Source organism: Hydrogenophaga sp. ZJX-1 (assembly GCF_048590325.1).
Classification (GTDB): domain Bacteria; phylum Pseudomonadota; class Gammaproteobacteria; order Burkholderiales; family Burkholderiaceae_C; genus Hydrogenophaga.
In genome coordinates this window covers 75,501-97,035 of the sequence record NZ_JBMBRA010000009.1, presented here as the reverse complement: position 1 = coordinate 97,035, position 21,535 = coordinate 75,501, and the positions used below count along the sequence as shown (strand labels likewise).

The 21,535-nt window shown below is 68.1% G+C and carries 24 protein-coding genes; 5 read left to right on the top strand and 19 right to left on the bottom strand.

Features of this window, described 5'->3' with window-relative positions; genetic code table 11:
- Positions 1-141: 141 nt before the first annotated feature.
- Positions 142-774, bottom strand: a complete 633-nt coding sequence (locus ACN5W5_RS21620) for an NADPH-dependent F420 reductase (RefSeq protein ID WP_420050505.1) — start codon at positions 772-774, stop codon at positions 142-144.
- Between the two features lie 157 nt (positions 775-931).
- On the opposite strand from ACN5W5_RS21620, the gene ACN5W5_RS21615 reads away from it, so the two are divergent.
- Entirely contained in the window at positions 932-1,891 is a 960-nt protein-coding gene (locus ACN5W5_RS21615; protein WP_420050504.1) for a LysR family transcriptional regulator, read from the top strand.
- Entirely contained in the window at positions 1,858-2,982 is a 1,125-nt protein-coding gene (mnmA, locus tag ACN5W5_RS21610; protein ID WP_420050503.1) for a tRNA 2-thiouridine(34) synthase MnmA, read from the top strand. The genes ACN5W5_RS21615 and mnmA overlap by 34 nt, the downstream gene beginning before the upstream one ends.
- A 15-nt stretch (positions 2,983-2,997) precedes the next feature.
- Here mnmA and ACN5W5_RS21605 read toward each other — a convergent pair whose 3' ends face one another.
- The 14 genes from ACN5W5_RS21605 to ACN5W5_RS21540 form a co-directional block, all read right to left on the bottom strand.
- Positions 2,998-3,987 (bottom strand): Bug family tripartite tricarboxylate transporter substrate binding protein, encoded by a 990-nt coding sequence (locus ACN5W5_RS21605; protein ID WP_420050502.1) that lies wholly within the window; start codon positions 3,985-3,987, stop codon positions 2,998-3,000.
- A gap of 72 nt (positions 3,988-4,059) precedes the next feature.
- On the bottom strand, positions 4,060-5,241 hold the full coding sequence (tcuB, locus tag ACN5W5_RS21600; RefSeq protein ID WP_420050501.1) for a tricarballylate utilization 4Fe-4S protein TcuB: 1,182 nt from the start codon (positions 5,239-5,241) through the stop codon (positions 4,060-4,062).
- The gene (gene tcuA, locus ACN5W5_RS21595) at positions 5,228-6,652 is read right to left on the bottom strand and encodes an FAD-dependent tricarballylate dehydrogenase TcuA (protein ID WP_420050500.1); all 1,425 of its coding nucleotides are present in this window, start codon (positions 6,650-6,652) and stop codon (positions 5,228-5,230) included. Before tcuA ends, tcuB begins: the two co-directional genes overlap by 14 nt.
- Positions 6,653-6,758: 106 nt before the next feature.
- On the bottom strand, positions 6,759-7,733 hold the full coding sequence (locus ACN5W5_RS21590; RefSeq protein WP_420050499.1) for a LysR substrate-binding domain-containing protein: 975 nt from the start codon (positions 7,731-7,733) through the stop codon (positions 6,759-6,761).
- 130 nt (positions 7,734-7,863) lie between these two features.
- On the bottom strand, positions 7,864-8,583 hold the full coding sequence (locus ACN5W5_RS21585; protein WP_420050498.1) for a class I SAM-dependent methyltransferase: 720 nt from the start codon (positions 8,581-8,583) through the stop codon (positions 7,864-7,866).
- Positions 8,584-9,046: 463 nt separating this feature from the next.
- Entirely contained in the window at positions 9,047-9,514 is a 468-nt protein-coding gene (locus ACN5W5_RS21580; protein ID WP_420050497.1) for a PaaI family thioesterase, read from the bottom strand.
- Between the two features lie 38 nt (positions 9,515-9,552).
- A complete protein-coding gene (locus ACN5W5_RS21575; RefSeq protein WP_420050496.1) occupies positions 9,553-10,029 on the bottom strand; it encodes a hypothetical protein in 477 nt (158 codons plus the stop codon).
- On the bottom strand, positions 10,026-10,475 hold the full coding sequence (locus ACN5W5_RS21570) for a group II truncated hemoglobin (protein WP_420050495.1): 450 nt from the start codon (positions 10,473-10,475) through the stop codon (positions 10,026-10,028). The genes ACN5W5_RS21575 and ACN5W5_RS21570 overlap by 4 nt, the downstream gene beginning before the upstream one ends.
- An 11-nt stretch (positions 10,476-10,486) precedes the next feature.
- Positions 10,487-11,485 carry an arsenic resistance protein gene (locus ACN5W5_RS21565; RefSeq protein WP_420050494.1) on the bottom strand — a complete coding sequence of 333 codons (999 nt, stop codon included), beginning with the start codon at positions 11,483-11,485 and terminating at the stop codon, positions 10,487-10,489.
- A gap of 22 nt (positions 11,486-11,507) precedes the next feature.
- Positions 11,508-11,897, bottom strand: coding sequence for a DUF6858 family protein (locus ACN5W5_RS21560; protein ID WP_420050493.1), 390 nt, complete (start codon positions 11,895-11,897; stop codon positions 11,508-11,510).
- Positions 11,898-11,946: 49 nt separating this feature from the next.
- Positions 11,947-12,612, bottom strand: coding sequence for a hypothetical protein (locus ACN5W5_RS21555; protein ID WP_420050492.1), 666 nt, complete (start codon positions 12,610-12,612; stop codon positions 11,947-11,949).
- A 59-nt stretch (positions 12,613-12,671) separates the two neighbouring features.
- Complete coding sequence (gene petA / locus ACN5W5_RS21550; protein WP_420050491.1) at positions 12,672-13,292, bottom strand: ubiquinol-cytochrome c reductase iron-sulfur subunit; 621 nt, start codon at positions 13,290-13,292, stop codon at positions 12,672-12,674.
- Positions 13,293-13,302: 10 nt separating this feature from the next.
- Positions 13,303-13,986 carry a cytochrome b/b6 domain-containing protein gene (locus tag ACN5W5_RS21545; RefSeq protein ID WP_420050490.1) on the bottom strand — a complete coding sequence of 228 codons (684 nt, stop codon included), beginning with the start codon at positions 13,984-13,986 and terminating at the stop codon, positions 13,303-13,305.
- Position 13,987: 1 nt separating this feature from the next.
- Entirely contained in the window at positions 13,988-15,712 is a 1,725-nt protein-coding gene (locus ACN5W5_RS21540) for a tetrathionate reductase family octaheme c-type cytochrome (protein WP_420050489.1), read from the bottom strand.
- Positions 15,713-15,919: 207 nt separating this feature from the next.
- Here ACN5W5_RS21540 and ACN5W5_RS21535 point away from each other — a divergent pair, with 207 nt between their 5' ends.
- Together ACN5W5_RS21535 and ACN5W5_RS21530 are read left to right on the top strand one after the other, a co-directional pair.
- A complete protein-coding gene (locus tag ACN5W5_RS21535; RefSeq protein ID WP_420050488.1) occupies positions 15,920-17,263 on the top strand; it encodes a sigma-54 interaction domain-containing protein in 1,344 nt (447 codons plus the stop codon).
- A 134-nt stretch (positions 17,264-17,397) separates the two neighbouring features.
- Positions 17,398-18,162 carry a DUF4395 domain-containing protein gene (locus tag ACN5W5_RS21530; protein ID WP_420050487.1) on the top strand — a complete coding sequence of 255 codons (765 nt, stop codon included), beginning with the start codon at positions 17,398-17,400 and terminating at the stop codon, positions 18,160-18,162.
- A 232-nt stretch (positions 18,163-18,394) separates the two neighbouring features.
- Here the strand turns inward: ACN5W5_RS21530 and ACN5W5_RS21525 are convergent, their stop codons facing one another.
- The 3 genes from ACN5W5_RS21525 to ACN5W5_RS21515 are packed head-to-tail and all read right to left on the bottom strand — an operon-like array spanning position 18,395 to position 20,112.
- The gene (locus tag ACN5W5_RS21525; RefSeq protein WP_420050486.1) at positions 18,395-19,012 is read right to left on the bottom strand and encodes a BON domain-containing protein; all 618 of its coding nucleotides are present in this window, start codon (positions 19,010-19,012) and stop codon (positions 18,395-18,397) included.
- On the bottom strand, positions 19,009-19,629 hold the full coding sequence (locus tag ACN5W5_RS21520; RefSeq protein ID WP_420050485.1) for an SIS domain-containing protein: 621 nt from the start codon (positions 19,627-19,629) through the stop codon (positions 19,009-19,011). Before ACN5W5_RS21520 ends, ACN5W5_RS21525 begins: the two co-directional genes overlap by 4 nt.
- 27 nt (positions 19,630-19,656) lie before the next feature.
- Positions 19,657-20,112: a YraN family protein gene (locus tag ACN5W5_RS21515; RefSeq protein ID WP_420050484.1), complete on the bottom strand. Its 456-nt coding sequence runs from the start codon at positions 20,110-20,112 to the stop codon at positions 19,657-19,659.
- Here ACN5W5_RS21515 and rsmI point away from each other — a divergent pair.
- A complete protein-coding gene (gene rsmI / locus ACN5W5_RS21510; RefSeq protein ID WP_420050483.1) occupies positions 20,112-21,059 on the top strand; it encodes a 16S rRNA (cytidine(1402)-2'-O)-methyltransferase in 948 nt (315 codons plus the stop codon). The genes ACN5W5_RS21515 and rsmI overlap by 1 nt on opposite strands.
- Positions 21,060-21,089: 30 nt before the next feature.
- Here rsmI and ACN5W5_RS21505 read toward each other — a convergent pair whose 3' ends face one another.
- The gene (locus tag ACN5W5_RS21505; RefSeq protein ID WP_420050482.1) at positions 21,090-21,443 is read right to left on the bottom strand and encodes a hypothetical protein; all 354 of its coding nucleotides are present in this window, start codon (positions 21,441-21,443) and stop codon (positions 21,090-21,092) included.
- Positions 21,444-21,535 lie beyond the last annotated feature (92 nt).

The following is a 21,535-nucleotide window of genomic DNA, read 5'->3' as shown; positions in this document are numbered from 1 at the left end:
TGGTGGCCATGGTCAGTTTGAAGGCCTTGCCCGTGGGCCGGATGAACTGGCCCTCGCCAATCGGCACGGGCTTCGTGAAGGTGCCTTCCATCACGCCGATGACACCGGTCCATTCACCCTGGTCGAACCTGACCGGGTGGGTCAGGCCTTGTGGATCCAGGTCGGGGCGATGGCGGTGCCCAGGCCGGCGCCGTAGCCGAGGTAGATGTTCAGACCGGCCAGCGGCTCCAGGTAACGGGCGTTCTTCAGCCCACCGGCGTCCACCGTGGCGAAGCCGAGGCTCTGGGCCAGGGCCGTGACGGTGGCCTTGGCGGTCGTGCTGTCGCTGGCGACGAACACGCTGGCGGTCTGGCCGTTGCCGAAATCGGCGCCACCGGCCAGCACTTGCGCGAACAGGGTGTTGAACGCCTTGACGACCAGCGCCTCGGGCACGGCCCGGGCGATCTCTTCGGACGCGGAGGTGCTGTGGCCCAGGGTCAGGCCCATGTAGTCGGCGGTCAGCGGGTTGGTGATGTCGACCACCACCTTGCCGGCCAGGCCGCCCACGCCCTGCAGCGCGGCGACCGCGTCGGCGTAGCCGGTGGCGAGGATCACCACGTCCGCGCCGGCGGCGGCACCGGCCGGTGCCACGGCTTGCACGCCGGGGTACTGGGCGGCCAGCGCGGCGGCCTTGTCGGCCTGGCGGGCGGTGACGCTGACGTCGTGGCCGGCGGCGTGCAGTTGTTTGACGAAGGCCGAGCCCATGTTGCCGGCACCGATGACGAGGGTTTTCATGACGGGACTCCTGAGGTGTGGGCCATCTGGCCCGGGGTGGGGCCCTGCAAGGTGCAGGGCATGGGTTGAACTTTATTGATCAATCAACAAAAGATAAACTGCCTGAAAGTTCATTGACTGTTCCGAAATTTGAAACAAAACCCCACTGGAGGCCGCCGTGGACAAATTCCTGGAGATGCGCACTTTTGCCGCCGTGGTGGACGCGGGCAGCTTCGTCGGTGCGGCCGACGCCCTGGCGCTGTCCAAGCCGGCGGTCTCGCGCCATGTGAACGAGCTGGAGGCGCGGTTGGGCGTGCGCCTGCTGCAGCGCACCACGCGCCGGCTCTCGCTCACCAGCGAGGGCGAGGTGTTCCATGCGCGGTGCAAGGAGCTGCTGGCGCAGGTGGACGAGGCTGAGGCCGAGGTCAGTTCGCGCAGCGGCGAGGCCACCGGCCTGCTCAAGCTCAGCGTGCCGGTCACCTTCGGCGAACGCCACCTGGCGCCGCTGTGGCCGGTGTTCATGGCGCGGCATCCGAAGGTGGCGCTGGACGTGTCGCTGTCCGACCGCACCGTGGACCTGGTCGAAGAAGGTTTTGACCTGGCCATCCGCATCGCGCGGCTCCAGGCCTCGTCCCTGGTCAGCCGCCGCATCGCCACCAGCCGGCTGCATCTCTGTGCTTCACCCGGCTACCTGGCGCGCCAGGGCACGCCGCAGCACCCGGGCGAACTGGCACGGCACGCGGTGCTGGCCTACACCCTGCTTTCCACCGGCGAACACTGGAGCTTCACCGGCCCCGAGGGCGAGGTCTCGGTGAACGTGAACCCGCGCTTCCGCAGCAACAGCGGCGAGACCTGCCGCAGCGGCGCACTGGCGCACCAGGGCATCATCCTGCAGCCCGACATCCTGGTCGGCCCAGACCTGGCGGCAGGAACCCTGGTGGAGCTGATGCCGCAGTACCGCTCGCTGGAGTTCGGCATCTACGCCGTCTACCCCACGCGCAAGCACGTCGCGCCCAAGGTGCGGCGGCTGATCGACTTCCTCGTCGAGTCGTTCGAGACACCCCACTGGCCGACCTGGGCAGGCCCGCGCGGGATAATCCCCGGATGGCCAACAAACAACGAGTCGTCGTCGGATTGAGCGGGGGTGTGGACTCCGCAGTGAGCGCGTACCTGCTCAAGCAGCAGGGTTACGAGGTCATCGGGATCTTCATGAAGAACTGGGAAGACGATGACGACAGCGAATACTGCTCGTCCAACATCGACTTCGTCGACGCGGCGTCGGTCGCCGACGTGATCGGCATCGAGATCGAACACGTCAACTTCGCCGCCGAGTACAAGGACCGCGTGTTCGCCGAGTTCCTGCGCGAATACCAGGCCGGGCGCACGCCCAATCCCGACATCCTCTGCAACGCCGAGATCAAGTTCAAGGCCTTCCTCGACCACGCCATGCGCCTGGGCGCCGAGAAGATCGCGACCGGCCACTACGCGCGCGTTCGCCTGAACGATGCGACCGGCATACACGAGCTGCTCAAGGGCCTGGACCCGCTGAAGGACCAGAGCTACTTCCTGCACCGCCTGAACCAGGCGCAATTGAGCAAGACGCTGTTCCCGGTGGGCGAGCTGCCGAAGACCGAGGTGCGCCGCATCGCCGCCGAAATCGGCCTGCCGAACGCGAAGAAGAAAGACAGCACCGGCATCTGCTTCATCGGCGAGCGGCCGTTCCGCGATTTCCTGAACCGCTACATCGCCAAAGAACCGGGCCCGATCAAGGACCCAAGCGGCCGCACCATCGGAAAACACGTGGGCCTGAGCTTCTACACGCTCGGCCAACGACAGGGTTTGGGCATCGGCGGCATCAAGGAAAAGGGCGCGCAGAAGGGTGGCAACGAACACGAGCCCTGGTTCGTCGCGCGCAAGGACATGGAAAAGAACATCCTCTGGGTGGTGCAGGGCCACGACCACCCCTGGCTGCTCTCGCCCGCTCTGCGCGCGCAGGACGCGAGCTGGGTCGCGGGCCATGCGCCCGCCGCGGGCGACCTGGCCGCGAAAACCCGCTACCGCCAGGCCGATGCGGCCTGCCGCTTCGAGGCCGAAGGCGACGCGGGCTTCACGCTGCGCTTCACCGACCCGCAATGGGCCGTGACACCCGGCCAGAGCGCTGTGGTGTACGACGGTGAGGTCTGCCTGGGCGGCGGCGTCATCACCACCGACGCCTTCAACCTGCCCTGACGGGCGCAGCCGGCCTCAATCGGCCGTGATCTTGCGTTCCTTGACGATGGCCGCCCACTGGGCGGATTCTTTCTTCATGAAGGCAACGAACTCGGCGCGCGTGGTGGGCTGGGGCGTCAGCCCGTGGTGTTTCAACGCGTCCTTCACACCCGCGTCGTTCAGCGCCTTCACGATCTCCTGGTTCCAGCGATCGAGCATCGGCACAGGGGTTTTGCCCGGCGCCACGAAGGCGTACCAGTTCAGCGCCTCGAACCCCGGGTAGCCCGCCTCGGCCACGGTGGGGATGTGGGGCAGGTAGGCCGGGCGCGTGAGGCCGGTGGTGGCCAGCGGCACCAGCTTGCCGCTCTCGATGTGCGGCATGGCCGTGGGCGGGGCCGAGAAGTACGCGGCGATGCGTTCGCCCAGCAGGTCCTGCAGCGCGGGCGCGCCGCCCTTGTAGGGCACGTGGACCATGTCGATGCCGGCGCGCTGGTTGAACAGCTCGCCCGCCAGGTGCGAGGCCGAGCCCGCACCGGTGGAAGCGAAATCCACGCTGCCGGGCTTTTTCTTCTCCAGCTGCACGAACTCGGCCAGCGTCTTCACGCCCACGCCCTTGTGCACCACGAGCACATTGGGAAAGTACACGCCGCCGGAGATGGGGGTGAGGTCCACAAAGGGGTCGTAGGGCAGCTTCATCAGGTGCGGCGCGATGGTGAGCGGGCCCACGGACCCGAACAGCAGCACCGAGCCATCGGGCGCCGCCTTGGCGACCAACTGGTGCGCGATGTTGCCGCCCGCGCCGCCCTTGTTCTCCACGATCACGGACTGGCCGATGTTCTCACCCAGCTTCTTGGCGATCAGGCGCGCGGCTGCGTCGGCCGCACCACCGGCGGCAAAGCCGACCACCAGGGTGACGGGTTTTTTGGGCGGGAAGTCCTGGGCCTGGGCTTGGGCGTGTGTCAGCCCCCCCAGAAGAAGGGTGGAAAGGGCGAGCGTGGTGGCGCGCAGGACGTGTCGTTTGTGCATGGTGATGTCTCCTCGGTGAGGTTCGTGGGGTGGAAAAAGCGGACGAGAAAAAGGACGGGGCGCGGCGCAGGCTCAGTCGGTGCCCAGGCCGATGGGGTTGGGCTGGCGCTGTTCCACCGCGTGGCGCAGCAGCGCGGCGGTGCGGAAGATGCCGTGGCCAAACTTGCCGTAGGGCATGGTGGCGAACAGCGCCATCACCGCGCCGAGGTGCAGGCACAGCGTCAGCGCCAGGGCGGGCGTGCCGCGCGCGGACCACAGGGCCAGGCCGCTGGTGGCGGTGAGGAACAGCAGCGCGATGAAGCCGCGGTCCATGGGCTTCTGCGCCACGTCGCCGTGCTGCGGGTGGCGTTTGAGGTTCAGGCGCCACAGGCCCGCCGTGCCCAGCGCCAGGCTGACGCCGCCCACCGCGCCCAGCAGCTTGGGCAGGCTGGGCAGGTCGTAGGGCGCGGGCTGGCCCAGCAGGTAGTGGTAGAGCGTGGCCACGCTGGTGGCGGCGAAACACAGCAGGAAGCCGTAGAAGGTGAGGTGGTGAAAGCGCCGGCGCGAGAGCGTGTAGGCGTCGTCTTCGTTGTGGCAGCCCTCGCCGTGGCCGCCGTCCAGGTACTTCAGGCGCAGCACGGCATCGGCCGCCTCGGCGGTGGCGGGCGCCGACAGCGCCGCACCGCTGGTGGCGGGCGTCAGGTCGCGCCAGAAGCGCCGCACGCCCAGGGCCAGCGCCAGCGTGGCGAACAGGAACACCGGCGCGAACAGGCCCACCAGCAGGTTGTGCGGAAAGATCCCGTAGAAGTTGCTACCCGGTGCGCTCCACAGCGCGCCCAGGCCCTGCCCCTGCAGCACCACGGCCAGCACCAGGAACAGCGCGAGGCCAGCGGCCAGCGCCAGCGACAGCGTGAGCCCCTGGCGCTGGTAGAGCCGGCCCAGCGCTGGCGGCCAGGCGTAGTCGACATAGGTCTGGCCGCGCACCTGCGCCATGGCCTGCGGCACGTTCACCGCGAATGCATGCGGCGGCGCGTACTGGCAGGCGTGCAAACAGGCACCGCAGTTGTGGCACAGGTTGGCCAGGAAGTGGATGTCGGCCTGGCCGAATTCGAGCCGGCGCGTCATGGCCGGAAACACGGCGCAGAAGCCTTCGCAGTAGCGGCAGGCGTTGCAGATCTGCATCTGGCGCGCCACTTCGGTTTCGGGGGCGGACAGCACGGTCTCGCCGTTGGCCAGCGCGCTGGCGTCGCGCGCGAGGGCTTCAAGCGTTTGCATGGTGGGCTCCTGATGGGGTGGCGCGGGCGGCCCTTGCCGCATTCGTGCCGGCGATGCGGCCGAATGCCGTGCCGATGCTCATGCCCACGCCCGCCGTGTAGCCCTGGCCCAGCACGTTGCCGGCCATCATTTCGCCGGCGACGAAGAGGTTGTCGCTGGGCACACCGTTGAAGCGCACGGCGGCCGTGTCGTCGGTGCGCAGGCCGAGGTAGGTGAAGGTCACGCCGGGCTTGAGGGCGTAGCCATAGAACGGCGCGGTGTCGATGGGGCGGGCCCAGTGGGTCTTGGCCGGGGTGATGCCTTCGGTGTGGCAGTCGTCGAGCGTGGTGTGGTCAAACGTGCCCACGCGGCAGGCGGCGTTGTAGCCGTCCAGCGTGCGCATGAAGGTGTCCACATCCAGGCCGAGCTTGTGCGCCAGCTCGGGCAGGCTGTCGGCTTTCACGCCCGGGAACACCGGCGGCATGAAGCGGCCGATGGCCTTGCTGTCGATGATCGAGTAGCCGATCTGCCTCGGCTGCTGCGCCACCAGGCGGCCCCAGATGGCGTAGCGCTTGGGCCAGAAGTCTTCGCCCTCGTCGTAGAAGCGCTCGGCGTCGCGGTTCACCACCACGCCCAGCGACACGCAGTCGATGCGGGTGCAGATGCCGCCGTCGTACAGCGGCGCGCGCGCGTCGATCGCCACCATGTGCGCCTGCGTCGGGTCGCCGATGCGGTCGGCGCCGTGGTCGTCGAGCAGGTGGCGCAACAGCACGCCCTGGTTGAAGGCCGTGCCGCGGATCAGGAAGTTGTCCGACGGCCATTCGCCGCGCTGGTTCTGGCCCCAGGCCTCGCGCAGCCAGTCGCGGTTGGACTCGAAGCCGCCGGCCGCCAGCACGCAGGCCCTGGCGGTGATGCGTTCGCCGTTCACGTGGGCGGCGACGAAGCGACCCTGCTCCATCTCGATGCGGTCCACCGGCGACCCGTAGCGCACCTGCACACCCAGCGCCTCGGCGCTGCGGAAGTAGGCATTCACCAGCGCCTTGCCACCCCCCATGAAGAAGGCGTTGGTGCGCGCCACATGCAGCGTGCCGGCCAGCGCGGGCTGAAAGTGCACACCATGGCGGCGCATCCAGTCGCGGCAGTTCGACGAGGCACGGATCACCAGCCGGGCCAGCGCCTCGTTGGTCTTGCCGCCGGTGACCTTCAGCAGGTCCTGCCAGAACTCTTCTTCGGGGTAGGCGTCGACCAGCACGTCCTGCGGCGCATCGTGCATGCAGCGCAGGTTGCGGGTGTGGGCGGAGTTGCCACCGCGCCACTCGCGCGGTGCGGCTTCGAGCAGCAGCACACTGGCGCCGGCCTCGCGCGCCATGAGGGCGGCGCACAGGGCGGCGTTGCCGCCACCGATCACCAGGACGTCGGGGTCCGTTGACATGGGTCTCCTTCTGCTTTCTCTCGTGGGGCGCAGGAACGCATCCGGCGCATGAGGGAATGTAGAAAGACCAGCGCCCGCTGTGCAGCGGGCTCACGTCATGGGGGTATCACGAAGTGTGATGGGTGTCGGGCACGGCGGCGAGGGCGGTGGCGCCGAACCACCGGCCGTCGCTCAGCAGCGAGCGCACGCAGTCCAGCAGCACCACGCGCGCGGCCAGCGCGGCGGGCGACAGCTCGTCGTCCGACAAGGTGCACAGCAGGTTCACGCGGCGCGCGGGGGCGTCGGTGAGGCGCGCGCACTGGAAACGCTGCGCGGCGTCCGGGTAGCGGCCCAGGGCCGCCCAGGGCTGCAGCGAGGAACCGAGGCCGGCGTCGACAGCGGCCATCACCATGGCGAGCGAGTCCACCTCCAGCACCACGCGCGGGGCGATGCCGGCGCCGGCGAATGCCGTGTCCAGCGTGCTGCGCAGACCGTGCGGCCCGGTGGGCAGGATCAGCGGCTCGTCGGCCAGGTCGGCGATGGCGATCTCGGCGGGCAGGCGCGGCGCGGCGGCGCGGTGCACGAGGAACAGGTCTTCCTCCAGCAGCGGCTGCACGCCCCAGCGCCGCCCGCCCCCGGCCTGCCGGGCCTGGTGCAGCCGGGTGTCGAAGAGCACCGCCAGGTCGAGCTGGCGGGCGTTGAGCATGGCGGTGAGGTGGCCCGACATGCTCTCCACCATGTGCAGGCGCACGTCCGGGTAACGCTCGCGCATGGCCTGCATGAGCGGCAGCCCGAGCACCGCCGAGGTGGTGGGCGCCAGCCCCACGCTGACGGTGCCCGACAGGCGCGCCTGCTGCGCGACGCGCATGGCCTGCTCGGCATGGCGCAGGGTGAGCTGCGCCTCGCGGAAGAACGCCACGCCCGCTTCGGTGGGCGACACGCCGCGCGGCGTGCGGTGGAGCAGGCGCGTGGACAGCTCGCCCTCCAGCCGCGTGATCTGCTGGCTGAGCGCGGACTGCACCATGTCAAGGTCCAGCGCTGCCCGGCTCATCGAGCCGAGCTCGACGATGCGAACGAAGTAGCGCAACTGCCGCAGTTCCATGAAGCGTCCTTGTCTCGGGTGGCACGACCGGCGCCCCGCTGCGGGGCGCCGGTCGATGTTCTACCCGGTGGATTATTGGCCGACGCCGGACACTTCGCGCAAGGGGACTCACCCGGTCATGGGTGTACCGTCAACCTTTGCGGCGCAGCAAGCGGATGTGCATGGGGCGCACAAAGTGCGCGCCGTCGGGGCCGCAGTGCGGATTGAACGCGGCGCGCACACGCGCCACCAACGCGGGTGTGATGTGGTGATCGGCGAAGCTGGGGTAGAGCATGCGCTGCTCGAACTCGTCCCAGTCCTTGAAGTGCGCGGGCTGCGCGAAACGCCGCGCATCCGAGGCCTCCCAGTGGGTGCCGGCAGCCAGCGCGCGGTCCAGTGCGGCCTGCGCGGCCCGCCGCACGGTGTTCTCGTCGTTGTAGAGGCGCACGATCTCGTTGAGCGCACCGCCGAAGATCGGCTCGCTCACGTAGAACCAGCCGCCGGTTTTGACGACGCGCGCGACCTCGACCAACGCCGCATCCATGCCGTCAAGCGGCACGTGGTGCAGGCTCTTGAGCATCATCGCGCCGTCAAAGACCGCATCGGGGAATGGCACGGCTTCGGCGCTGCCGGCCACGAACAACAGCCGCTCCTGCGGACTCGAGACGTTTTTGGTGTGCTGCACGGCATCCACCTCCAGCCCCACCACCTGGCTGCCCGCATGGCGCTGCACCAGGCTGCGCGCCAGCCGCGCGTTGCCACAGCCCAGTTCGATGATGCGTTGCCCGGCCAGCGGCACCAGGTCGCCCAGCACATCGAGTTCGTCACGCACGAGCGGCAGTTGATCGGGATCGGTTTTGTGTTCGTTCATTTGGTTGTTCTTGAATCCGCAGCATTCACAGGGGCTTGCGTTTTCTCATGGATACCCTGATGAGTATAGAAAGAAGGGCGGCATCCACTGCAGTCGCGGTGGAACACCAGTCGTATTCTCAAGGAGTTCCTGCATCAAGCACCTGATCGCCCTGCTGACCACCGGCACTGTCCACGCCGAAGAGCTGTTCGTCAACATCCACAGCGGCAGCGTCATGGCACAAGGCGCAGGCTTGGTGCTCGCCCGCCAAGCCGGCCGACGTGGCCGCCCACCTGCTCCAGCCCGGTGTGAACAGCCTGACCTCCTGATCGGCTTCGACCCGGAAGAGACGGCGCCCTGTGGGGCACCGCTTTGATTTGGTTTGCGGAGCGACGGGCCGCCACCCGGAGATGCCTCGGAACCGGCTTCGCCGGGCCGCTGGCCTCGCCTCCCTGGAGGCGGCGGGCGCGGCGCGGCGGGGGTGTCACCCGAAGCTCTCTGGCATTTGAACGGCCACCACCTCGCCACGCGCGGTGGCCACATCACCCGCATACACCGTGGTCTCGACAACCACCTTGCGGCCCTTGATCTCTTTCACGCGTCCGCGGATCACCAGCTCGCCGGCCAGGGGCGTGGGCTTCAGAAAATCCACGTGCAACGAACCCGTGACGAAGCGGAACGCGGGCAGCGAGTCCATGTCGCGCCCGGCCTGCCGGTACATGGCGGCCGCGGCGGTGCCGGTGCTGTGGCAGTCGATCAGCGAGGCGATCAGCCCGCCGTAGGCGTAGCCGGGCACCGAGGTGTGGTACGGCTCGGGCATGAACCGGGTGACGGTCTCGTCGCCGTCCCACACGGTCTTGATCTGGTGGCCGTGCGTGTTCTGGCTGCCGCAGCCGTAGCAGTGCGCGACGTTGTCGGGGTAGTGGTCCTGAAAGGCGTCGATGGCGTCCATGGGGGTCTCCTCTTGGGCTCGTTGTTGGGTGAATGGGATCAAGGCGCGAGGTCGAGCGCGGTGCGCAGCTGCGCCTCGCTGCTGGCGTACTGGAAGTGGGTCACACGCCCGGCTTCGAGGCCGATGAGGGTCACCGCGTCGGTCTGCCGCGGCCAGCCGGCGAGCAGGGTTTCATCGAGCGACACGCCCACCTCGAAGGGCTGCTCGCGCAACGAGGGCAAGGCGAAGGTGCGCGTGATGAGGCCGGGCATCTGGCTCATGTCGGCCAGGTAGACCGCGTGGCGGCTGGCCAGAAAGCCCTGGTGCAGCGGCCCGAGCACCGTCATGACCAGGTTCGAGGCCTTGCGACCGGCCGCGAACACCACGAGGCGCGTGCTGGCCGGCACCTGCCACGCCTGGCCGTGCTGGTTCTTGAGGCGCAGCGCCGGCAGGGGCCGCCCGGGTTCGATGGGGCCGGCGAGTGCGCACAGGGGCAGCGCAAAGGCCAGCGTCAGGGCGATGAGGGCCTTTTTCATGCGGTCTCGCACGGCTGGCCCTGCGCCTGACCGTGGCCGCAACCGGCGCGCTCGCCGGTGTTGACCATGTGATCGGCCATCTGCGTGAAGGCCTTGAGCAGGCCGGCACGCAGGGGCTCGTCGGCCACCTGTTCGGTCAGCACGGTCCGCATGCACAGCACCCACTCGTCGCGCTCGGTGGGGCCGATGGCGTAAGGCACGTGGCGCATGCGCAGGCGCGGATGGCCTTTCTTTTCGGTGTAGAGCGGCGGGCCGCCGAACCAGCCGGAGAGAAATTCGAACAGGGCCTCGTTGGCGCCGGCCAGACTCTCGGGGTGGATGCGGCGCGCGGCGTAAGCCTCGGGCAGCTCGTCCATCAGCGCGTAGAAACGGTCGACAAGGCGGTGCAGGCCTTCGGCGCCGCCGAGGGCGTCGTAGGGTGTGACCGCGCCACGATGGGTTGGCATGGGGTTTCCTTTCACGCGGTTTTGGAAGCCGCTGGGGGTGGCGCCACGGGTGGGGCGCCAAAGAGCTGGTCGGTGAGCTTGACGTACCAGGCGGCGGCCTGCACCTGGACGATGTAGGCGAGCGCGATCAGCAGGGCGGCGTCTGCGCCCTGCTCGCCGAACACGCCCATGGCAATCGCCAGCGCGATCGAGAGGTTGCGCATGACGGTGCCATAGACCAGAGCGATGGCGTCACCGCGCTGGAAGAAGGTCTTGCCGATCAGTGTGCTGATGGCGAAGTTGAGCGCGTAGACCAGCACCAGCGGCAGCAGCAGGCTCGGCAGCAAGGCCGGGTGGGCAAAGATGTCCCGGGACTTGAGCGCCATGGACACGAAGACGATGCCCAGCACGCCGAGGGTGGAGATCGGTGGAAACTTGGGTTTGAGTTTCTGGTTGAAGTGCGCTTCGCCGTGCTTGCCGATCAGCCAGCGCTGCGTGAGCGTGCCCAGCACCAGCGGCAGGAACACGATCAGCGCGATCTGCCCGAACACCCGCAGCACCGGAATTTCGACCACCGCGCCAAGCAGGGCTTTGAGGTAGACCGGCGCCAGCAGCGAACCGGCGATCAGGCCGACCACGGTCATCTTCACCGCCGCCGGCACATTGCCCTTGGCGAAGCCGGTCCACGAGATCGTCATGCCCGAGGTGGGCAGCAGCGCGGTCAGCAGCAGCGCCAACCGCACCATGGGCTGGTCGGCGAAAAACAGCAGGCCCATGGCGTAACCCACGGCGGGCATGAGCACGAAGTTGACGGCCAGCGTCGTGCCCTGCAGCCGGTTGCCCCCGGACTTGAGCAGATCGCGCACGTTCATCGTAACCATCATGGGATAGACCATGAGGAAGGTCAGCGGCAGGATGCCCCAGCGCAGGAAGGCCGGGTCGGCCACCTGCCCGAACAGCAGACCCACCACCATGGCGATCGGGATGCTCCAGACCAGATGCTTCTGCGCCCAGTTGAGGACTTTCCACATGATCGTTTTCCTTCGCAACCGCTCAAACGTTGCGTAAAGCCAAGGCCCAGGCCTGCATGGCGTCGTTCGCGGGTTTCATGGGCGCGTCCATGAAGCTGATGACGAAATGCTCGCCCAGGTCGGCGATGCCGATGGAGCGCGGGCGCACGGCCAGCACCTGCGGGTTGGGCAGCGCATGGCCAAAGCAGAACACCACGTTGAGCGCCGCTGCTATGCCGGGCGCGATGTCGCCGCCGATGGCCTGGGTGTGGGCCAGGTGGTCGAAGGTGGCGATGTAGCTCACGCGCGGCGTCGCGGCGATGCAGGCCTTGAAGTACTCGGCGATGGCGTCCACGGTCTTGCAGGTCGTCTCGGTCTTGGCGATGTCCACCACGGTGATGGGGTACTTTTCCTGGAAATGCAGTTGCTTCATGAAAACTCCGGAGTGAAAAAAGAGGGGCAAACAGGGCGCCGCCGCCCGTTCAGGCGGACGGGGTGTTGTGGCCGGGTGCAATGGTCGCGGCAGCGGCTGCGTGTGTTGGCAACGCGGCGACACGGGCCAGGAAGGCGTCGCGCGTCTGCCGGGCAAAGAAGGGGTGCCAGCGGCGCTGCTCCAGCACGGTGCTCACGGCACGCGCGCGCGGCTCGTGGCCGGCGAACAGCAGGGTCTCGTCGGGCAGGGTGAAGAGGCGCAGGTTGATGCTGTCCCACAGCGCCGCAGGGTCCGCCGGGTGCGGCTGGTGCGGGCAGGCGTCCACAGCCAGCAGGCCGCCGCAGAACACGCGGTCGCGCCAGGCGAAGCTCAGGCAGCCGGCGGTGTGGCCCGGCGTGGTGATCACTCGCAGGGTCTCGTGCCCCACGGGCAGGCGCTCGCCATCGGCCACGGTGTGCGTGCCCTCACGGGTTTCGCCCTGCACCACGGGCGCGCCCAGGCTGCGCAGGCGTTCGAATTCGTGGGTCAACAGGTGGTCGTGCTGGTGGGTGCGCAGCACCCAGCGCAGGCGCAGGTCGCGCTCACCCAGCAACGCCTGCAGCACCGGCAGATCGCGGCTGCGCGGATCGACCACGACGGCCTCGCGCGCATCGTTGTCGGCCAGCACATAGCTCAGCTCGCCGCTGCGTTCGTCGTGCAGGATGCGGAACAACACCTCAGGCTCCCTCTCGCAGCCGTGCACAGGACCTCATGCCGAGCTCCACTCGAAAGGCATCAGGCAGCGCCGCTGTCGTCCTCGCCGATCAGCAGGCTGCCGTCGGCGAGGTATTTGTGCGGCGGCACGACCAGGTTGGTGGGTGCGGGCTTGTTCCTGAACACGCGGCCCGCGAAATCGAAGGTGGAGCCGTGGCAGGGGCAGAAGAACCCGCCCTTCCAGTCGGCCGGCACGCTCGGGTTGACCGTGCCTTGCGGCAGGGTCACGGGCGAGCAGCCCAGGTGCGTGCAGATGCCCACCGTCACAAACAGCTCTGGCTTGATGGAGCGGTGGGTGTTGGTGGCGTAGTCGGGCTGCTGCTCTTTTTCGGAGGCCGGGTCGGCCAGGTCGGTGGTGCCCTCCAGGCTGGCGAGCATCTCCGGCGTGCGCCGCAACACCCACACCGGCTGGCCACGCCATTCGACGGTCTTCAGCTCGCCGGGTTCGACGACCGAGGGGTCCATGGTCACGGCCGCCCCCTGCGCCTTGGCCCGCTCGCTGGGGGCGAAGCTGGACACGAAGGGTACCGCGACGGCGGCGGTGGCCGCCACACCCATGGCGCTGGTGGCCAGCAGCCAGGTGCGGCGCTCCGGATTCATGCCGGGCTGGGGTGGCAGGGGGTATGCAGGGGCGTGTGACATGGTGAACTCCTCAGCCTCGCGGCGTGGCGGACGGGGTGTCCGCGGAATGGGTGTCGTCGTGCAGCTCCTCCCAGCCGGTCACCATGGACCTGATGTGCGCGGTGGGGGTGTGGCCGGTGGTGGTCAGATAGACGTGCACGATGAAGAAGCTGAGCATCAGGAAGGCCCCCGCCGTGTGCGCCCAGGCCACCCACGCCAGCGTGAGCCACTGATCGATGCCAAGCGAGGGCCAGAAGGCGCGGAACAGGTAGAGCAGGCCCGAACCCCAGATCAGCGGTGAGATCATGGCCAGCAGGCCGAGATAAGCCAGGCGCTGCAGCGGGTTGTGCTTCTTCTGCACCGTCTTGTGGAACGGGTTGGGCTCGCCTCGGAACATGCCCCAGCTGTAGTAGGTCGCCATGGCCATCACGCGCTTGTGCGTTGGCAGGTACTGGCGCCATTCGCCGGTGGTGAACTGCCAGAAGATGGTGAAGGCCCAGAGGATGAGCAGCAGCCAGGCCGCCAGCGTGTGCAGGCGCACGGCGGGCTCGAAGCCCAGCAGCGCATAGCTGCCGTGCACCTCGAAGCCGCTGATGAGCATGGTGATGATCAGCAGCGCCTGCGACCAGTGCCAGAAGCGCTCGTAGCGCTTGTAGATGTAGATGCGGGCCGGCGGTGCGTCGCCGGCGGGCTGGGCGATGGTTGCGTGTTCCATGTCAGTGGCCTCCGGTGGTTGAACGACGGCGGGTAACGATGCGAGCGATGGCGTGCACGAGCACACCACCCAGAGCGCCCGCCACGGCGAGCCAACCGAGGCGGTCGATCCAGGGCTGGCTGTCGCGCCCGGGCAGGTAGACGCCGGGCAGGTCGCCCAGGCGGCTCTTGGCTGGGCCGGTGTGGCACGAGGCGCAGGCCACGGCGTTCTTCGATGGCGCGACCATGTGGGTGATGGGCCAGAGCATCTCGGTCTTCACGAAGCCGTGCTGACCGCTGTAGGGCTGGCCGGTGGCGGTGGCGCCGGTCTGCAAGGCCTTGTTCCAGTCGAAGTTGAACCAGAACGCGGTGTCGTCGGGCACGGCGGTGTGCGGCACCAGCAGCTGCAGGTGCACCTTGTCGTAGGGCTGTTTGCCCTCGAAACGCTTGATCGGCCAGATGCGCGCCTTCGGGTCGTGGGGGCTGCCCATGAAGCTGTTGATCTTGACCACCTGGGTTGGTTCGATCTTCATGTCCTGCGTCGTGTAGTTCACCTGGCCGTTGAACCACAGGTACTCGGGCACCACGTTTTCTGCGAGCTTGAAGTCGCCCTTCTTGCTGTCGTAGATGACGTAGCCGTGCTCGTCCTTCTTCTGGATCGGCTTGCCTTCGGGCGTGAGCTGGCCGGCGGTGGACCAGTCCCAGGCCATCTTGGTGGCCACACCGCCGCGCGCGAACTCGGGGATGTGGCAGCTCTGGCAGGCGAGCTTGTTGGTGTGGTTGTTGAGCAGCTCCACGCTCAGCGAGGGCTGCTTGTGCGGCTTGTCGCCATGGCAGCTCTGGCAGGTGGCGGCGTTGCGACCGGCGTGCACCGTGTCGCCGCGCAGCATCGGGCCGTGCGGGTCGGAGGCGGTCATGCTGATGCGGCTGCCCGCAATCTGGTGGCCGTCGGACTGGTGGCAGGTGGCGCAGGTGAAGCCGGCGCCACCGCTGGCTTTGCTGGCGAGGTGAACGTCAAGTGCTTTGCTCGCCTTGTTGAGCGAGGAGTCGAGGTCGCCGTGTTTCACGCCGTCGCCGCCGCCGCCGTTGTAGTGGCAGGTGCCGCAGCTGGCGGTGCTGGTCTTGCCCACATGTTTGGCCACCATGGCCAGGTCCACCGGGTCGATGAACTTGCCCGACCCCGGCGGCAGTTCGGTGCGCTCGGTGGGCACCTCACCCGCCATGCCCGCGGGCTTCTTGTAGCCGCCGCTGTTGTGGCAGACCAGGCAGTCCACCTTGCTTTCGTTGTGGAAGTCGAACTTGTCGTCCTTCCAGCCGTAGCCGACGTGGCAGGCCTGGCAGAAGGCTTCGTTGGAGCGGTCGCCGATGCAGAAACTGTTGAGCATGGTCTTTTTGCCCAGCTTCTGCCCGGTGTCGGGGTTGGTGTATTCCCAGGTCCAGTGGCGCGTACCCATGACCTGCTTGCCGGCTTCGGTGTGGCAGCTCAGGCAGGCCTTGGTGACTTCGGAACCGCTCGCAAACGGGCCCTGCAGTTCCTTGAACTTGCTGTGGTCGGCGGTGGATCTGGACTTCTTCGGTGCCGCGGCCAGGACGGCTGCGGCGCTGGGTTCGGCCGCTGGAACGACCGGTGCCGGGTCGGCCAGCGCAGCGCTGCCGGCGAGCACCCCGCTCAACAGCGCGGCCAGCAGCCGCCAGGTGGCGCGCCGCAGTCGCGGCGGTGGAGGGTGCTTCCTGGTGGGGCTTTTCATGTCTTGTCTCCTGCTCTGGGGTGGATGGAATCAGACCCCCTCGCGTCCAAGAACCGTGCCACCCTCTGTCATTTGAAAAAACCTCTACGCATCAATGACTTAGCCGTTTCAGCCACCCGATCACAGGTTCACCATACCCCGGCGCATGCCAGAAATGACAGACAATGGCAGTTGCCACTGCCGGCGCCGTCGCGCCTGGGAGCCCACATGAAACCCCTGCCCGAACTCACGGCCTTTCTCGAAGGTCTGCCCGAGCCCCACATCCTGTTCGACGCTCAGTACCGCATCCTGGCGGCCAACGCGGCCTACCGGCGCCAGTACAGCCCGGAGCGCAGCGTGGTCGGCCGGTGTTGCTACGAGGTTTCGCACCACTTCGCCGTGCCCTGCGACCAGGCCGGGGAATCCTGCCCGCTGGCGCAATCGCGCACCTCCGGCCAGCGTGAGCGTGTGCTGCACCTGCACCACACACCCCAGGGCGAGGCGTACGTGAACATCGAGCTCTCGCCCCTGCCCGGACCGGACGGGCAACCCGCGTTTTACGTCGAGAAGATGGAGCCGCTGCGCGTGGCGCAGGGCCAGCCCTCGGCCCAGGGGCTGATCGGTCGCTCCGAAGCCTTCCAGCGCATGCTCGCGCTGGTGGCGCGGGTGGCGCCCTCGCGCGCCACGGTGCTGCTGCTGGGCGAATCGGGCACCGGCAAGGAGCTGGTGGCGCGCGCAGTGCACGAAGCCAGCCCGCGCGCGGGCAAGCCGCTGGTGGCGGTGGACTGCTCCAGCCTACCGGAAAACCTGTTCGAGTCCGAGCTGTTCGGCCACGAACGCGGTGCCTTCACGGGCGCCAGCACGGCCAAGGGCGGTCTGGTCGAGGCGGCCAGCGGCGGCACGCTGTTCCTCGACGAGGTGGGCGACATCCCCCTGCCCATGCAGGTGAAGCTGTTGCGGCTGCTGGAAACCGGTACCTACCGCCGCGTCGGCAGCACCGAGCTGCGCCACGCCGACATCCGCGTGGTCTCGGCCACGCACCGCGATCTGGAGCGCATGGTGGCCGAGGGCCGCTTCCGAGAAGACCTGTATTACCGCCTGTGCACCTTCCCGATCCAGCTGCCCTCGCTGCGCGATCGCAACGGCGACGTGGCACTGCTCGCGCCCGCCCTGCTGGAACGCGTGGCCGCGCCGCGCCGCCTGCAGCTCAGCCCGGCCGCGCTCGCCGTGCTGGAGGCGCAGGACTTCCCTGGCAACGTGCGCGAGCTGCGCAACCTGCTGGAGCGCACCGCCCTGCTCTGCGACGGCGAGCGCATCGAAGCCGAACACGTGCGCGAGGCGATCGCCACCGGGCGCCGTCCGGCGCTTCGCCCCGCCCCACCACCCGGCCTGCCGGCCCAGACCGGCGGACCGGGCGGGGCACCCGACGGACGACCCACCGATCTCAAGACGCTGGAACGCGCCGCCCTGCGCGAGATGGTGGAGCGCCACACCGGCAGCCGCTCCGAACTGGCCGAACGTCTCGGCATCAGTGAGCGCTCGCTATACCGAAAGCTCAAAACGCTCACCTGAGGGGCTGAGGGCCTTTCGCGAAGGCCCGGGTAACGCTCAGCCGCCGGGCCGGGAATCGCGCGCATGCGGGAATTTCCCCACGACAGCGGACTCAGATCTCGATACCATAACCATTCGAATATTCGGAGGCAACAATGGACAAACTTTTCCAGTTTGGCGAGGCCGTCGAGGGCTATCCGGTGCGCGTGGTCAACGAGCGCACCGTGCGCGCCGCCGCCGGCCTGCTGTTTTTCCCGGCGGTGGTGTCGTTCATGAACGCGCTGCTGACGGCCAACTACCAGCCCACGCGCCTGTTCGTGATCGTGTTCCTGATCGACATGACACTGCGCATGCTCAACCCGCGCTGGGCGCCGAGCATGATCGTCGGCGGCTGGATCGTGCGCAAGCAAACGCCCGACTGGGTGGGCGCGCCGCAAAAGCGCTTTGCCTGGGGCCTGGGCCTGCTGCTGGGCCTGGCCATGCTCTACCTGATGGTGCTCAACCGCTTCATGGGCCCGGTGAACATGCTGGTCTGCGCGAGCTGCCTGACGCTGATGTTCTTCGAGACCGCGTTCGGCATCTGCCTGGGCTGCAAGCTCTACAACGTGTTCAAACGGGAAAAGGCCCAGTTCTGCCCAGGCGGCGTGTGCGAGATGCCGGCGCAAAAAGGCTGGGGCGTTTCATTGCCGCAGACGGCCGTGCTGGTGCTGTTCGTGGGCACCCTCACCATGGCCAAAGCCTGGGTGGATGAAACCGGTCCGCTGGGTGGCTTTGACGACATGGCGACGCTGGAGGACATGGGCCTCAAGCCCACACCCGGCAAAGCCAGCGTAGCCGACGCCGAACGCTGCCAGGTGCCCGCCTTCGCCAAGGCTATCGGCCACGAAGAGACGTGGAAGCAGCACAACGGGTGCAGCTGACCCACCCCGCGTCGCTAGTTCGCTTCGCGTTACCGCTCCGCCCCTCGAGGGGCGATGCGGGTGGCCCGGCAAAGCCGCTTCCATCGCATCCTCGGAACAAGACATTTCACGCCGGAAGGGGCGTTGATTCCAGGGCACCGCGGAACCGGCACTGCCGGGCCGCCAGTGCCGTCCCCCAGAGGGGTCGCGCGCAGTGCGGCGAGGGGAAACGCATCCTGCGACGCGGAGGGGGTCACTTCATCCTGGCCAGCTCTTCCTCGGAAATGATCTCGAACAAGCGAACCACGCGTTGCGCGCCCTTGGTCGTGCGCGCCACTTCCGTGGCCTGATCGGCCTCGCGCTGGGTCACCCGGCCCATCAGGAACACCGAACCACGTTCGCTCACCACCTTGAAGGAGTTGGTCGAGAGGTTCTTGGTGTCCACCAGGCCCGCCTTCACGCGCCCGGTCAGCAGCGCGTCTTCTGCCTTTTCCTTGAGCGTGGGGCTGTTGGTGATGTCCAGTTCGTTGAACACCGACGCCACGTTGTCCGTCTTGGCGACGATCTCGTACGCCAGGGCTTTGTCGCGCTCGTTGGCCACCTCGCCGGTCAGCAACGCGCGGCGGTTGTAGCTGGTCACGCTGATGCGGGCGCGGCTGCCCATCGAATCACGCAGGCGGTTGGCGGCACGCAGTTCAATGCCCTGATCGTCCAGTTGTGCGCCCGAGCTGCGCCGGTCGGTGGCGACGACGGCACCGGTCATGGCGGCGCCACCCACCATCAGCGGTGCGCAGGCAGACACGGTGGCCGCCAGTGCAGCCACTCCCAGGATGCTGGCCGCCAGGCGGCCAGTCGACGGGAAACGTTTCATGCGAGGTTCTCCTGTTCGTTGATCAAAGTGTCGGGCAGGCCCAGCAGCTGGGCATCCACACCGTCGCAAATGCAGTGCAACACCAGGTGATGCACTTCGAGAATCCGGGCCGGCAACTCATGCGGCACGCACACGTGCACATCGGTGTCGCGCAACAGCTGCGCCAGGCGTCCGCCGCGCGCACCCGTGAGCGCCACCACCGACATGTCACGCTCGTGGGCCGCTTCGATGGCCGCGATCATGTTGGCCGAATTGCCGCTGGTGGACAGCGCCAGCAGCACGTCACCCGCCTGGCCCAGGGCCCGTACCTGGCGGGAAAAGATCGCGCGGGCATCAAAATCGTTGGCGATGCCGGTCAGCACCGCCGCGTCGGCGGACAGCGAAAACGCCGCCAGCTCAGGGCGCTCACGGTCGTAACGACCCACAAAGCTGGCCGCAAATTGCTGGGCCGCCGCGGCCGAGGGCCCGTTGCCGCAGCTCAGCACCTTGCCGCCACCGGTCACGCAGGCCAGCACCGCGCCGATCGCCGCTTCCACCACCGGCGCGAGCGACTGCGCACACTGGTACTTCAGATCGGCGCTGTCGATGAACTGTTGTTGTATCCGTTGCAAAAGCATGAGGGGATCATAGCGGTGAGAGGCGTATCAAAAAGTTGCGCTCGCATCAAATGCCGCACGCAGCCATTCGATGTGCACCGGCGCACCGCGCTCGCCTTCCGGGACACCCGTGCGCCCCTGGATCAGCACCACATCGAAGCGGCATGGGGGCTCTGAGCCGAGCCGCTGCAAAAAGTGCCGCGCTGCGAAAACGATGCGGCGCTGCTTGAACGCGGTGATGCTGCCACCGGCCCCGCCGCGGGAGGCGCTGGCGCGCTGGCGCACCTCGACAAACACCAGCGTGCCGTCACGGTCGCGCATAATCAAATCGACCTCGCCACCGCCACGCCCGGGCGTCCTGAAGTTGCGCTGCACCAGGCGCAGGCCGTGGCGCTGCAGGTGCGCAAGCGCGGCGTCCTCGGCCGCGTCGCCGCGCTGCTTGGTGGTGACGTTCGGGCCGCTTTCGGCCGCACCCGATGGCCCCTGTTTTCTGGAAAACCACATTGTCTGCAAGCACTCCATCCCTGTTGGCCGCCGCGCGCGAAGCGGCCGCTCACCAGCATTATCCGCAAGGCGCGCTCTACATGGTGGCCACACCGATCGGCAACCTGGCCGACATCGGGCTGCGTGCGTTGCAGGTGCTGTCGCTGGTCGACACCGTGGCCTGCGAGGACAAACGCCACACCGCCGCCCTGCTGCAGGGCTATGGCCTGCACAAGCCGCTGCTGGCGCTGCACGAGCACAACGAGACCGAAGCCGCGCAGACCGTGTTGCAGCGCCTGCGGGAAGGCCAGCGCGTGGCCTATGTGAGCGACGCGGGCACGCCGGGCGTGAGCGATCCCGGTGCCCGGCTGACCGCTGCCGTGACTGCGGCCGGGCTTCGCTGCGTGCCGATCCCCGGCGCCAGCAGCATCACGGCGCTGCTCAGCGTGGCGGGCTTCACCCACCAGGCGGGTGGCTGGAACGGTCGTTTCGTGTTCGCCGGTTTTCTCTCGCCCAAGGCGGCCGAACGCCAGCGCGAGGTGCAGCAGATCGGCGCCGATGCGCGCGCCTGCGTGCTGCTGGAGGCACCGCACCGCATCGAAGCCCTGGCCAAAGAATTGGCCAGCCTGGGCGAGCGTCCGCTCACCGTGGGTCGCGAGCTGACCAAACAATTTGAAGAAGTGGCGCAGTTGCCGGCGCGCGAGTTCCCCGCCTGGCTGCTGGCCGGCGCACACCGCACACGCGGCGAATTCGTGCTGATGGTGCACCCGCAAGCCGCAGCCAGCGGCGAAGAAACGACCCTGGATGCCGCGGCCTTGCGCACGCTCGACCTGCTGCTGGCCGAGCTGCCGGTGAAAACCGCCGTGCGCCTGTGCGCCGAGATCACCGGCCAGCCGCGCAACGCGCTCTACGACGCAGCCCTGGCCCGGCGCAAGACCGCCCCCGAAACCGAAACCGACACCGACTGATCCGGGCCGCGGCGCATTGCCGCCGACCGTTCAGCGCAGAACGCGATCCGGTCCCGGCGATGCCGCACCGTCCGGGTCTGGTGATCCGCCGGCCGCGGCCTCAGGTACCTCGGTGGCCTGCACATCGACCACATCGCCCGCCGGCGCGCCCGCCTGACCGGGCCAGACGCCACGGGTGTAGCGCTGCGACTGCTCGCGCATGCGGCTGAACATCACCACCGGGGCCGGTTTGCGCCCGGTGATCAGCGTCCACAGCGACACCCCCGCCACCACCACGAGGGCCGCCAGCAGGAAGCTCACCACAAACACCAGGGCGGCGAGCACCAGCACGAGCTTGAGGAGCCCACGCAGCACGCGCTCCAGAAAGTCAGAAAATCCATTCATGAGGGAAAGAGCCATCGGGCGGTTGGGAGTTCCGGGAGTATGAAGTGCTTCGGCGCGCGGGTCACGCCATGACGGTGGCCATGGAACAGCTT

Bases quoted from the DNA above. Each gene is read 5' to 3' on its own strand.
- ACN5W5_RS21520 (WP_420050485.1), bottom strand. From the start codon at position 19,629: ATGCTTTTGCAACGGATACAACAACAGTTCATCGACAGCGCCGATCTG.
- ACN5W5_RS21585 (WP_420050498.1), bottom strand. From the start codon at position 8,583: ATGAACGAACACAAAACCGATCCCGATCAACTGCCGCTCGTGCGTGAC.
- ACN5W5_RS21540 (WP_420050489.1), bottom strand. From the start codon at position 15,712: ATGAAAAGCCCCACCAGGAAGCACCCTCCACCGCCGCGACTGCGGCGC.
- ACN5W5_RS21570 (WP_420050495.1), bottom strand. From the start codon at position 10,475: ATGCCAACCCATCGTGGCGCGGTCACACCCTACGACGCCCTCGGCGGC.
- tcuA (WP_420050500.1), bottom strand. From the start codon at position 6,652: ATGTCAACGGACCCCGACGTCCTGGTGATCGGTGGCGGCAACGCCGCC.
- ACN5W5_RS21565 (WP_420050494.1), bottom strand. From the start codon at position 11,485: ATGTGGAAAGTCCTCAACTGGGCGCAGAAGCATCTGGTCTGGAGCATC.
- ACN5W5_RS21535 (WP_420050488.1), top strand. From the start codon at position 15,920: ATGAAACCCCTGCCCGAACTCACGGCCTTTCTCGAAGGTCTGCCCGAG.
- ACN5W5_RS21525 (WP_420050486.1), bottom strand. From the start codon at position 19,012: ATGAAACGTTTCCCGTCGACTGGCCGCCTGGCGGCCAGCATCCTGGGA.
- ACN5W5_RS21605 (WP_420050502.1), bottom strand. From the start codon at position 3,987: ATGCACAAACGACACGTCCTGCGCGCCACCACGCTCGCCCTTTCCACC.
- ACN5W5_RS21530 (WP_420050487.1), top strand. From the start codon at position 17,398: ATGGACAAACTTTTCCAGTTTGGCGAGGCCGTCGAGGGCTATCCGGTG.
- ACN5W5_RS21575 (WP_420050496.1), bottom strand. From the start codon at position 10,029: ATGAAAAAGGCCCTCATCGCCCTGACGCTGGCCTTTGCGCTGCCCCTG.
- ACN5W5_RS21590 (WP_420050499.1), bottom strand. From the start codon at position 7,733: ATGGAACTGCGGCAGTTGCGCTACTTCGTTCGCATCGTCGAGCTCGGC.
- ACN5W5_RS21545 (WP_420050490.1), bottom strand. From the start codon at position 13,986: ATGGAACACGCAACCATCGCCCAGCCCGCCGGCGACGCACCGCCGGCC.
- mnmA (WP_420050503.1), top strand. From the start codon at position 1,858: ATGGCCAACAAACAACGAGTCGTCGTCGGATTGAGCGGGGGTGTGGAC.
- ACN5W5_RS21505 (WP_420050482.1), bottom strand. From the start codon at position 21,443: ATGAATGGATTTTCTGACTTTCTGGAGCGCGTGCTGCGTGGGCTCCTC.
- ACN5W5_RS21560 (WP_420050493.1), bottom strand. From the start codon at position 11,897: ATGAAGCAACTGCATTTCCAGGAAAAGTACCCCATCACCGTGGTGGAC.
- petA (WP_420050491.1), bottom strand. From the start codon at position 13,292: ATGTCACACGCCCCTGCATACCCCCTGCCACCCCAGCCCGGCATGAAT.
- ACN5W5_RS21620 (WP_420050505.1), bottom strand. From the start codon at position 774: ATGAAAACCCTCGTCATCGGTGCCGGCAACATGGGCTCGGCCTTCGTC.
- ACN5W5_RS21515 (WP_420050484.1), bottom strand. From the start codon at position 20,112: ATGTGGTTTTCCAGAAAACAGGGGCCATCGGGTGCGGCCGAAAGCGGC.
- tcuB (WP_420050501.1), bottom strand. From the start codon at position 5,241: ATGCAAACGCTTGAAGCCCTCGCGCGCGACGCCAGCGCGCTGGCCAAC.
- ACN5W5_RS21580 (WP_420050497.1), bottom strand. From the start codon at position 9,514: ATGGACGCCATCGACGCCTTTCAGGACCACTACCCCGACAACGTCGCG.